At 69.3% G+C, this 11,313-nt stretch carries 10 protein-coding genes; all 10 read left to right on the forward strand.

The window, feature by feature from the left end; translation table 11 throughout:
* A partial coding sequence (locus tag E1294_RS04070; protein WP_132504592.1) for an N-6 DNA methylase occupies nucleotides 1-1,636 on the forward strand: 1,636 nt, incomplete at its 5' end.
* A 243-nt stretch (nucleotides 1,637-1,879) separates the two neighbouring features.
* Complete coding sequence (locus E1294_RS04075; protein ID WP_132504594.1) at nucleotides 1,880-2,770, forward strand: serine/threonine-protein kinase; 891 nt, start codon at nucleotides 1,880-1,882, stop codon at nucleotides 2,768-2,770.
* 166 nt (nucleotides 2,771-2,936) lie between these two features.
* Nucleotides 2,937-4,241 (forward strand): ABC transporter substrate-binding protein, encoded by a 1,305-nt coding sequence (locus E1294_RS04080; RefSeq protein ID WP_132504596.1) that lies wholly within the window; start codon nucleotides 2,937-2,939, stop codon nucleotides 4,239-4,241.
* Nucleotides 4,238-5,200, forward strand: a complete 963-nt coding sequence (locus E1294_RS04085) for a carbohydrate ABC transporter permease (protein WP_132504598.1) — start codon at nucleotides 4,238-4,240, stop codon at nucleotides 5,198-5,200. The genes E1294_RS04080 and E1294_RS04085 overlap by 4 nt, the downstream gene beginning before the upstream one ends.
* Nucleotides 5,197-6,000, forward strand: a complete 804-nt coding sequence (locus E1294_RS04090) for a carbohydrate ABC transporter permease (protein WP_132504600.1) — start codon at nucleotides 5,197-5,199, stop codon at nucleotides 5,998-6,000. Before E1294_RS04085 ends, E1294_RS04090 begins: the two co-directional genes overlap by 4 nt.
* A complete protein-coding gene (locus E1294_RS04095) occupies nucleotides 5,997-7,367 on the forward strand; it encodes a GH1 family beta-glucosidase (RefSeq protein ID WP_132504602.1) in 1,371 nt (456 codons plus the stop codon). Before E1294_RS04090 ends, E1294_RS04095 begins: the two co-directional genes overlap by 4 nt.
* Before the next feature lie 35 nt (nucleotides 7,368-7,402).
* Nucleotides 7,403-8,398, forward strand: a complete 996-nt coding sequence (locus E1294_RS04100; protein WP_132504604.1) for a LacI family DNA-binding transcriptional regulator — start codon at nucleotides 7,403-7,405, stop codon at nucleotides 8,396-8,398.
* Nucleotides 8,399-8,476: 78 nt separating this feature from the next.
* Nucleotides 8,477-9,754, forward strand: coding sequence for a phospholipase D-like domain-containing protein (locus tag E1294_RS04105; RefSeq protein WP_165977070.1), 1,278 nt, complete (start codon nucleotides 8,477-8,479; stop codon nucleotides 9,752-9,754).
* Between the two features lie 90 nt (nucleotides 9,755-9,844).
* Nucleotides 9,845-11,038 carry an ROK family transcriptional regulator gene (locus E1294_RS04110; protein ID WP_132504609.1) on the forward strand — a complete coding sequence of 398 codons (1,194 nt, stop codon included), beginning with the start codon at nucleotides 9,845-9,847 and terminating at the stop codon, nucleotides 11,036-11,038.
* 172 nt (nucleotides 11,039-11,210) lie between these two features.
* Nucleotides 11,211-11,312, forward strand: a complete 102-nt coding sequence (locus E1294_RS55415) for a lasso RiPP family leader peptide-containing protein (RefSeq protein ID WP_246082801.1) — start codon at nucleotides 11,211-11,213, stop codon at nucleotides 11,310-11,312.
* Nucleotide 11,313 lies beyond the last annotated feature (1 nt).

The raw sequence follows: 11,313 nt of genomic DNA on the forward strand, positions 1-11,313 counted from the left end.
CGCCCCAGGAACCTACGCAGGCGACGGGCCCGGCCGCGACGGCATCGCCCGTGCCGAGGACGACCCCGGCGCCGGGAAGGCCGCTGAGGGCGCGAGGGCGGTGGATGAACCAGTCGGGCTCGACCTGGAGCTGGCCGAGCTGATCCTGGAGCTGGCCGGGCAGCACGGCCCGCTGACCGCGTACGAGTTCCTGTGTGAGCGCTACCTCGAAGCACATTCCAGGCAGCTCTCCGTCACCCGCGACGACGTGGCCGAGCTGATGGTCCGGCTCGTCAGCCCGGACGGCGCGACCGTCCTCGACCCGGCCTGCGGCGTCGGGACACTGCTGCTCGCCCCCGCGCGGTCGGTTCATGACCCCCTTCATGGCGGGGGCGGCGGCGAGCGCGGGATGCCCGCCAGGATGCTGGGCCAGGAGCTGAGCGAGACGTCGGCGGCCATCACCGCCTCCAGGCTCCGGCTGCGCGGCATCGAGGCCACGGTCGTGGCGGGCGACTCCATGCGCCACGACGGGTTCGCCGGAGAACGAGCCGACGCCGTGGTGTGCGACCCGCCGTTCAACGAACGCGCATGGGGCTACGAGGAGCTGACCGGCGACCCGCGCTGGGAGCACGGCCTGCCTCCGCGCGGCGAGCCCGAGCTGGCCTGGGTGCAGCACTGCCTCACCCACGTCAAACCGCGCGGCCTGGTCGCCATCCTCATGCCCCCGGCGGCCGCCAGCCGCAAGGCCGGCCGCCGCATCCGCGCCAACCTGCTGCGCGCGGGCGCGCTGCGGGCGGTCGTGGCGCTGCCCGGCTCCGACCTGTGGTTGCTGCGCCGCCCCGCGGCGGGCGAGCGGCCGCCGTCCGACGTGCTGATCCTCGACGCCACGGCCGACCTGTCGCTGGTCGAGCCCGCCTGGCAGGCTTACGTGGAGGACCGTTCCGACCAGACCGTACGCATCATCGACCTGCTGGCCGACGAGGTCGACATGACGCCGGCCCGCCACCAGCGGCGTGACGACGTCGGGCGGGCGTTCGCCGAGGCCCGCGACCGGTTCCTGGCGGCCGCCGCCGTGCCACCCGACCTGAAGGTGCTGGAGCAGCCGCTCGACCAGCCCGCCACCACGCTGGGCGACCTGATCAAGGAGGGCCTGGTGACCTCCGCGCAGGCCCCGCCCAAGATGGCCGCGGACGGCGGCGACATCCCGGTGCTGACCACCGACGACGTGCTCAACGGCACCTCGCCGTCCGGCCTCACCAGCACGCAGCAGGGGCTGGTGGCGATCCGCCCCGGCGACGTGGTGGCCTCCTACTCGGCGGTGCGGGTGATGGCCGACGACGGTGCGGTGCTGGGGCCCCATCTGACCCTCTACCGCGTCGACGCCCGGCGGCTCGACCCCGACTTCCTGGCCGGTTTCCTGCGGGCCGCGGGCGGCCGGGTGACGACCGGCTCCAGCAGGTTCGACGTGCGCCGCACCCGGCTGCCGCGCCTGTCGCTGCGGGAGCAGAAGGCCTACGGCGCGGCGTTCCGGCAGCTCGCCGTGCTGGAGGACGCCCTGCGCGAGACCTCAGCCCTGGGACAGACGCTCATCAGGCTGGGCCTCGACGGGCTCGCCGACGGCCACCTGCACCCGCCCGCCCATGGCCTCACTTCGTGAGGCAGGCTCGATCGCCCGATGCCGCCGCCTTCCCCCGCTCTGGTCGCTACGCTCCCGCCACTCCTCCAGACGCCGGCGCTCCCTCGCGGGCTCATGGCCTCACTCCGTTCGGCAGGCTCGATCGCCCGATGCCGCCGCCTTCCCCCGCTCTGGTCGCTACGCTCCCGCCACTCCTCCAGACGCCGGCGCTCCCTCGCCGTCCTGACGGTGTAGTTTTTTCCCGAGAAGGGTGCAGGAGGGCGAATGGTCATCGGCGACCGCTATGAGCTCGACGACCTTCCCCTAGGGCAGGGCGGCATGGGCGCGGTCTACGCGGGCCACGACCGCCACCTCGATCGCCGGGTCGCGGTGAAGCTGCTCAGGTTGCCCAGCGGGCCCGACGAGGAGCTGGAGCGCAGGTTCATCCGCGAGGCCCGCATCCTGGCCAGGCTGGAGCACCCCGGCGCCCCCGTGCTGTACGACTTCGGCGCCCACGAGCAGCGGCTCTACCAGGTGATGCAGTTCATCGAGGGCGTCACGGTGGCCGACGTGGTCAGCGAGCACGGCCCGCTGCCCGTGCCGTGGGCGGCGGCGATCGCGGCCCAGGCGTGCGCGGTGTTGTCGGCGGCCCACGCGCTGTCGATCTGCCATCGCGACCTCAAGCCGACGAACCTCATGCTCTGCCCCGACGGCAGCGTGAAGGTGCTGGACTTCGGCCTGGCCATGCTCCGCGACGCGGACGTCTCCACGTTCACCAGGATCGGCCAGATCATGGGCACGCCGGCGTACATGGCGCCCGAGCAGATCCAGCACGGCGTCGCCGAGCCGCGCAGCGACCTCTACTCGCTCGGCTGCGTTCTGCACGAGATGCTGGCCGGACGCCCGCTCTTCACCGGCCCCACCGACTACGTGGTCTTCGAGAAGCAGGTCAAGGAGCGTCCGCCCGCCCTCCCCGGGCTGCCGGGAGAGCTGGGCGCGTTGCTGGCGCAGCTGCTGGAGAAGAAGCCGGACGACCGGCCCGCGGACGCCGACGAGCTCTACGAGCGGCTCGACCCGTTCGCCGTCGGCCTGCCCATGCTGCCCGGCTTCTTGGCCAGGGCGCCGAGCCCCGGCCGGATGTACGCCCGGATGGCAGGCCGCGCGCTCAGCGACTGAGCGAAGCCCGGGACGAAGCCCGCCGGGCACCTGCCGGAGCCGGGAGAACGCTCTCTTCATAACGCCGATTGTTATTCAGGACCCGTTGACATAGCCATACGGACGCCTGGAATCTCTTGAGAGAGCGCTCTCTCAACCTTTGAGTTCCTACCCAGGAGGGTTTCCGATGACCCCTCGTATCCGGCGGCTCGGCCTGTCATTGCTCACCGCGTCCGCGCTCACCCTGGCGGCCGCGTGCGGCGGCGGCGGTGGCGGTGGCGGCGACTCCGCCACAGAGGCGAGCGCCAACCCCGGCGAGAAGATCAAGCTGACCGTCGACCTCTTCGGCGACTTCGGTTTCAAGCCTCTCTACGAGGAATACAAGAAGACCCATCCCAACATCGAGATCGTCGAGAACGTCACGCAGTTCAACGACCACCACAGCAACCTGGTCAAGCGGCTGGCCACGAACTCGGGCGCGGGTGACGTCACGGCCGTCGAGGTCGGCTACATCAGCACGTTCACCGCGCAGCCCGCCAAGTTCACCGACCTCAAGCAGTTCGGGCTCGACAAGCGGCAGGCCGACTACCTCGACTGGAAGTGGCAGCAGGGCCTGAGCAAGGACGGCTCGCAGGTGCTCGGGCTCGGCACCGACGTGGGCGGCCTGGCCATGTGCTACCGCAAGGACCTGTTCGAGAAGGCGGGCCTGCCGAGCGACCGCGAGGAGGTTGCGGCGCTCTGGCCGACGTGGGACGAGTACATCGCGACCGGCAAGAAGTTCGCCGCGGCGAACGTGGCCGGCGCGAAGTTCGTCGACTCCCCCGGTGAGATCTTCCGCGCCATGGTCAACCAGGCCCCCGTCGGCCTGTACGACGCCCAGGACCAGATCATCGTGGACTCCAACCCCGACGTGAAGGAGGCCTGGGACCTGTCGAACCAGCTCACCCAGGAGGGCCTGACCGCGAAGCTGGCGGCCTTCTCCCCGCCGTGGAACACCGGCTTCGCCAAGGGCTCGTTCGCCACGATCATCTGCCCGGCCTGGATGACGGGCTTCATCCAGGAGCAGGCCAAGGACGCCTCCGGCAAGTGGGACATCGCGGCCGTGCCCGGCGGCTCGGGCAACAGCGGCGGCTCGCACCTGATGGTGCCGAAGCAGAGCGAGCACCCGAAGGAGGCGGCCGAGCTGATCGGCTTCCTCACCTCCAAGGAGAACCAGGCCAAGGTGTTCAAGGAGGAGGGCACGTTCCCCTCGATCCCGGCGCTCTACGACGACCCGGAGATCCAGAACTTCACCAAGCCGTTCTTCGGCGACGCCCCCATCGGCAAGATCTACTCGGACGCGGCCAAGGCACTCAAGCCGCAGCACCTCGGTCCCAAGGAGGCTGACGTCCGGGTCGCCATCGGCAACGGGCTCGGCCGGGTCGAGCAGGGCAAGCAGACGCCGGATGAGGCGTGGGCGCAGGTGCTCGAGGACGTCAAGAAGATCAAATGAGCACTCTTCCCCTCGCGGTCACGCGACGGCGCGGGCAGGGCGTGCGGCACACCCTCGACGTGAGGGTGTCGCCGTACGCCTACGTGGCGCCGTTCTTCCTGCTGTTCTGCGCGTTCGGGTTGTTCCCGCTCATCTACACGGCCTGGGTGAGCCTGCACGAGTGGACGTTGTTGTCGGAGACCCAGACGTTCATCGGGCTGGACAACTTCGCGACGCTGCTCACCGACGACTACTTCTGGAACGCCACGTTCAATACGCTCTCCATCGGCGTGTTGTCGACGGTGCCGCAGCTCGCGCTGGCCATCTGGCTGGCGCACCTGCTCAACCGGCGGCTGCGGCTCCAGACGTTGTTCCGGGTCTCGCTGCTGCTGCCCAACGTCACGAGCGTGGTGGCGGTGGTGGTGATCTTCAGCCAGCTCTTCGGCCGCGACTTCGGCATGATCAACTGGGTCCTGTCGTGGTTCGGGGTCGGCGGCATCGACTGGGCGGCGGGCACCGCGAGCTCGCACGTCGCCCTGTCGGTGATGATCATGTGGCGCTGGACCGGCTACAACGCGCTGATCTTCCTGGCCGCCATGCAGGCCGTGCCGCGCGAGCTGTACGAGGCCGCCACCCTCGACGGGGCGGGCAACTTCACGCAGCTGCGCAGGATCACCATCCCGATGATCCGGCCGACGATGATTTTCGTGGTCATCGTCTCCACGATCGGCGCCATGCAGATCATCGCCGAGCCCATGCTGTTCGGGCAGAGCAGCGGCGGCGGGGGCGGCATCGCCACCGGCGGGCCCGACCGGCAGTTCCAGACCCTGGCGCTGTTCGTCTACGAGCAGGGCTTCGCGAACTCGACGTTCGACTTCGGCTACGCCTCGGCCGCGTCCTGGCTGATGTTCCTGGCCGTGGTGATCGTGGCCGGCATCAACTTCCTGATCACCCGCAGGGCGAAGGGAGGACTGGTGTGAGGCTGCGCCATCTGACCCTGACCGCGGTCGCCTTCTTCTCGGCGTTCCCGCTCTACTACAGCGTCGTGGTGGCCTCCCGGCACAACTCGGCGCTGGCCGAGGTGCCGCCACCGCTGCTGCCCGGCGGCAACTTCTTCGCCAACGTCGCCCGGGTCTTCGACACCGTCCCCTTCGGGCTCGCCCTGCTCAACTCGATCATCGTGGCCGGATCGATCTCCATCGCGGTGATGTTCTTCTCGACGCTGGCCGGGTTCGCCTTCGCCAAGCTCACGTTCCGGGGCAAGAACGCCATGCTGGTGATCACCGTGGCGACCATGATGGTCCCGGCGCAGCTCGGCATCATCCCGCTCTACATGCTCATGGTGAAGCTGGAGTGGACCGGCACCAACTACGCGCTGATCGTGCCGGCGCTGGTCAACGCGTTCGGCGTGTTCTTCATGACGCAGTACCTCTCGCGCGCCCTGCCCACCGACCTCCTGGAGGCCGGGCGGGTGGACGGGTGCACGACGTGGGGGCTGTTCTGGCATGTCGTGCTGCCGGCGGCCCGGCCCGCGGCGGCCGTGCTCGGCATGCTGACCTTCATGTCGGCCTGGAACGACTATTTCTGGCCGCTGGTCGTGCTGAGCCCGGACAACCCGACGGTCCAGGTCGCCCTGTCGACGCTGGCCAGCGGATACGTCAACGACTACGTGCTGGGCCTGGCCGGAACGGCGATCGGCACGCTGCCGCTCGTTGCCGTCTTCGCCCTGTTCGGCAAGCAAATCATCGGCGGAATCATGCAAGGAGCTGTGAAGGGATGATTTTTCCCGAGGACTTCGTCTGGGGGGCCGCCACGGCCTCGTACCAGATCGAGGGGGCGGTCAAGGAGGACGGGCGGGGCCAGTCGATCTGGGACGCCTTCTCCCACACCCCCGGGAACGTGGCGGACGACGACACCGGCGACGTGGCGTGCGACCACTATCACCGCTACCGGGACGACATCGGGCTGATGCGCCAGTTGCGGCTGGCGGCCTACCGGTTCTCGATCGCCTGGCCGCGCATCCAGCCCGACGGCGCGGGGTCGATCAACCCGCGCGGCCTGGCGTTCTACGACAAGCTCGTCGATGAACTCCTAGCCGCCGAAATATCGCCCTACGTCACGCTTTATCACTGGGATCTCCCCCAAGCCCTCGAAGAACGCGGCGGCTGGACCCACCGCGACACGGCCTACCGGTTCGCCGACTACGCGCAGGCCGTACACGACCGGCTCGGCGACCGCGTCAGCGACTGGGCGACGCTGAACGAGCCGTGGGTGGCGGCGTTCCTCGGCTACGGCAACGGGGTGCACGCCCCGGGCCGCCGCCTCCCGGCCGACGCCATGCGCGCCGCGCACCACCTGCTGCTCGGCCACGGGCTGGCCGCGCGGCGGCTGCGCGCGGGCGGCGCGCAGAGCATCATGCTGGTGGTCAACTCCGCGCCGGTGCTCACCCCTGCCCAGGTCAACGACCCCTCCGCGGTGCCGGACGAGGCGGACGCGGCCGTCGCCCACCGCATCCACACGCTGCTGACCCGGCAGTTCCTGGACCCGGCGGTGTACGGGACGTACCCCCAGGAGGTGCTGGACGCGGTGGCCCGCAACGGCGGGACCGGCCACATCCAGGACGGCGACCTCGCGCTCATCAACGCGCCGATCGACCTGGTGGGCATCAACTACTACAACCCGTGCGTGGTCGAGGCGGGCCCGGGGCTGCCCGCCGACGCCGCGTGGCCGGGCTCGGAGGACGTCAGGTTCGCCGCGGCGGACGCGCCGACGACCGCCATGGGCTGGCCCATCGTGCCGGACGGCCTGTCCAGGCTGCTCGTACGCCTCTCGCGGGACTACCCGCAGGTCGGCCTGATGGTCACGGAGAACGGCGCGGCCTTCGACGACGTCGTGGAGGACGGGCGCGTGCACGACGACGAGCGGGTGGCGTACCTGGACGGGCACCTGCGCGAGGTGCACCGGGCCATCGAGGCGGGTGCGGACCTGCGCGGATATCTGGTCTGGTCGCTGCTCGACAACTTCGAGTGGGCGGAGGGCTATCGGCGGCGTTTCGGCATCGTCCATGTGGACTATGCGACACAAACCAGGACGCTCAAGGACAGCGCCCTCTGGTACCGGGACGTGATCAGCCGAAACGGCCTGTAGATTTTTTCCATGCTCTCCCTCCTGCCGGTCCAGCCATGAGACGTCCGACGCTGGAAGCGGTCGCCGCCCGGGCGGGCGTGTCGCGCGCCACCGCTTCCCGGGTCGTCAACGGGCAGACGACGGTGGCGCCGCACATCCGCGACGCCGTGCTGCGCGCGATCGACGAGCTGGGCTATGTCCCCAATTCCGCCGCGCGCAGCCTCGTCACCCAGCGCACCGACTCGGTCGCCCTGGTCGTCAGCGAGCCCGGCACCCGCGTCTTCTCCGAAGACCCGATGTTCTCCACGGCGATCAGGTCGGCCTCCATGGAGCTGGAGGCGGTCAACAAGCAGGTCGTGCTCATGATGGCCTCCTCCCCCAAGAGCCACGCCCGCGTGGAGCGCTACATCTCCGGCGGCCACGTCGACGGCGTCATGCTGATCTCCATGCACGGGGCCGACCCGCTGCCGTCGGCCCTGTCGCGGTTGCGCGTCCCCGTGGTCTCCTACGGCCGGCCGGCCGTCCCCGTGGAGATCCCGTACGTCGACAACGACAACATCGGCGGCGCGGAGGCCGGAGTGCGGCACCTGGTGGAGACGGGGCGGCGCAGGATCGCCACGATCGCCGGCCCGCAGGACATGATCGGCGGCCAGGACCGCCTGACCGGCTACCGCAACGTGCTGCGCGACTCCGACCACCGCTCGATCGTCGCCGTCGGCGACTTCACGCGGGAGTCGGGGGCGGTGGCGATGCGCCAGCTCCTGCGCGACGATCCCGAGCTCGACGCCGTGTTCGTGGCCAACGACCTGATGGCGGTCGGCGCGCTGCAGTCGCTGCGCCAGGCCGGCCGGCGGGTGCCCGACGACGTCGCCGTGGTGGGCTTCGACGACATAGAGGCGGCGAAATACACCGAGCCGCCGCTGACCACGCTCCGCCATCCGGTCGCCGAGCAGGCGGCGGCCATGGTCAGGCTGCTGCTCAACCTCTTCGAGGGCGGGGCGAGCGAGCCGGTGATCCTGCCCACCGAGCTGGTGATCCGCGAGTCGGCCTGACCCCGGCCTTGACAGCTCCGATCGCTGACAGGACAGTCAATCTCGACGATCATGCCCCACCCTCCGAGGGGGACCTCCATGACCACGAGATCCGTCAGCCGCCGCGCCACCGTGGCGTTATGCCTGGCCGCCGCGCTCCTCGCCACCGGCCACCCGGCCACCGCCGAGGAGACCACGGCGGTCACCGGGCCGCCCGTGCTGAACGCGCCCGTCTTCAACGACCCAACCGCCGACTCGGGCGTGCCCGGCACGCCGAGCGCCGCGCAGTCCGCCGTCATGGACCAGCTGATCAGGCTGATCCAGGCGGTGCGGCCCGGTGGCGACATCCGGTTCGTGATGCACCAGTTCTCCACCGGCCAGCGGTCGAGCGAGGTGGCCGGCGCGCTGGTCGCCGCCCACGACCGCGGCGTGCGGGTGAAGGTCATCCTCGACAGCCGCGAGGACACCTCCAACGACGCCGTCCACGCCCGGCTCGCCGCCGTGCTCGGCACCTCGGAGAGCGCCGCCTCGTGGGTGGTGGGCTGCGAATATCCCGACCCGGCCGCCGGGAACCGCGGCTGCATCGCGCGCAACTACCAGCACAACAAGTTCGCGCTCTTCTCCAACGTGCTGGTCGACGGCACCGTGCACGCCAAGGTCGGCTTCCAGACGTCGTCGAACCTGTCCGACTGGTACCTGTACAACTCCTACAACGACGCCTACACCTTCACCGACGCCACGGTCTATGACGGCTACCTGAAATACTTCGACGACCTGCGCGCGGGCCGGCGCGTGGACGTCAATCCCGGCTATTTCTGGGCCACCCCGACAGGCACGCCGATCAAGGCGCACTTCTTCCCCCGCGCGAAGGCGTCCGGCGACCCCGTCGTCAACATCCTGCGGCTCGTCGAGTGCTCCTACAAGGACACCGACGGCGTCACCCGGCAGACCGACATCCGGCTGTCGCTCACGGCCTTCAACAAGAACCGTAAGGCCATCGCCGACGAGTTGCTGCGGCTCAGGGGCGAGAACTGCTGGATCGACATCGTCTTCTACGAGAACGCCTCGGGTGATACGAAGAACGTCGACGGCGACATCCGTGTGATCCTCGCCAAACGGGCGTCCAACGGGAAGTACATGCAGGTCACGCCCTGCCGGTTCACCGTCGGCTCGCGGAGCGTGGTGCCCCACACCAAGCTCATGATGCTGGACGGCTTCTACGACGACGACATCACGCCCCGCGTCTACACCGGAAGCGCGAACTTCTCGCATCTGGAGAACGCCGACGACGCCTGGCTGCGAATCGCCGGCCGTGACCTGCACGACCAGTATCTGAGCTGGTTCTACGGCATCCGCAAGGCCTGCGGCGGCCCCTGAGCCGGGTCCGGTGACGCCGGGCGGGCGCCCGCGGAAGGTGTATACCTGAAAAGTAGCCACCGGTGATGAACGGGGTTCCGCTTGCACGGCATGCTCGATCTTCTCAAGAGGCCCAACGGCCCCAAACAGGCGACGCGGCTGGCCATCATCAAGGCTCTCATGGCGCGGTCCGCCACGAAGAAGCAGCTTGAGCAACGGACCGGCCGTTCGGAGATCACCATCTACAACGAGGTCAAGGCGTTACGCGAGCAGGGCATCGCCGAACCCGCAGAGCGTGGCGGCAGCCAGGAAATACGCCTGAGCCCGCTGTCCGGGGTCGCGGTCGGGGTGGAGCTCGGCTACCAGCACACGGTGGTCATCGCGCGTCGTGCGCACCAGGCGCACGACGATGCGGAGACCGAGTTCATCAACGTGGGCGCGGCCTACGGTCAGGACGCCTGGCTGGGCGCGGCGGCCCGGGCGATCAGCGCGGTGGTGGGCCGGGTCTCCGACGGCCGCGACGGTCTCGCCACCATCGGCATGGGCATCCCGCGTGTGGTGAACCCGCAGGACCAGACGCTCGTCCCGCCCCTGCTGCCGCCGTGGGACGGCAGCGAAAACCCGGCGGTGGCGCTGGCGAACGCGCTCGCCCAGGTCAAGCACCTGGACGTGCCCCCGTATCTGCGGGTGCGACTGGACAACGACGCCAACCTGGGGGCCTACGCCCAGTACGTCTACCGGCATTCACGGAAAGAAACGTTGATCTACATCAAGGCGTCCACCGGCGTGGGCGCCGGGATCATGATCAGTGGCAAGCTGTTCCGCGGCGCCAAAGGCTGCGCGGGCGAGCTCGGCCACACCATGATCCAGCCGGACGGCCGCTTCTGCCTGTGCGGCGGCCGTGGTTGTCTGGAGACGTTGGTCGGCGCCGACTCGATGCTCCGCGACGCACAGGCCATGCTGGGCGACAAGCTCGTTCCCCGGCCGTCCAGCGCCACCGAGCTGATCGAGGAGGCGGTGCGGGGCAATCCGATCTGCCGCCGCATCGTGCGGGACGCCGCGACACAGCTGGGCCTGGCGATCGGCAACCTGTGCAATCTGTTCAACCCGAATGTGGTCGTGCTGGGCGGGGTCTTCGGCAGGGCGGGGGACCTCGCGATCGAGGCGTGCAACGAGGGCATCAGGAAGACCGCGATGGCCGCCACCTACGACGGGAGCCAGCCCTTGGTGGTGACCAGCGAGCTGCCGCGCGCCACCGCGCAAGGCGCGTTGCTGATGGGCATCGACGGCGAAGGACAACCATAAATTAAGGGTTGGGAGGCGCCCGGGCCGCCCCGTCCCGCCTCAAATTATGGCTGTCGCTTCCTTCGGCGTCCTGCGGCTATTATCATGAACCATGAGATTTTCGGGGTTGAATGAAAGCGCATCCGCGGATGACCTCGTAGGCCCTCCTTGCGAAAATTCCGATTCTCCTTATATGCCTCCCAGAATCGTTGATTTCGGCGACGTGCGCGAGCTCACCAAGGGAAGTTCGGGCAACGGCTCGGCCGACGCGAACTCCCAGTATTACTGGGGCTGAG

The organism is Nonomuraea diastatica, from assembly GCF_004349015.1.
Classification (GTDB): Bacteria; Actinomycetota; Actinomycetes; order Streptosporangiales; family Streptosporangiaceae; genus Nonomuraea; species Nonomuraea diastatica.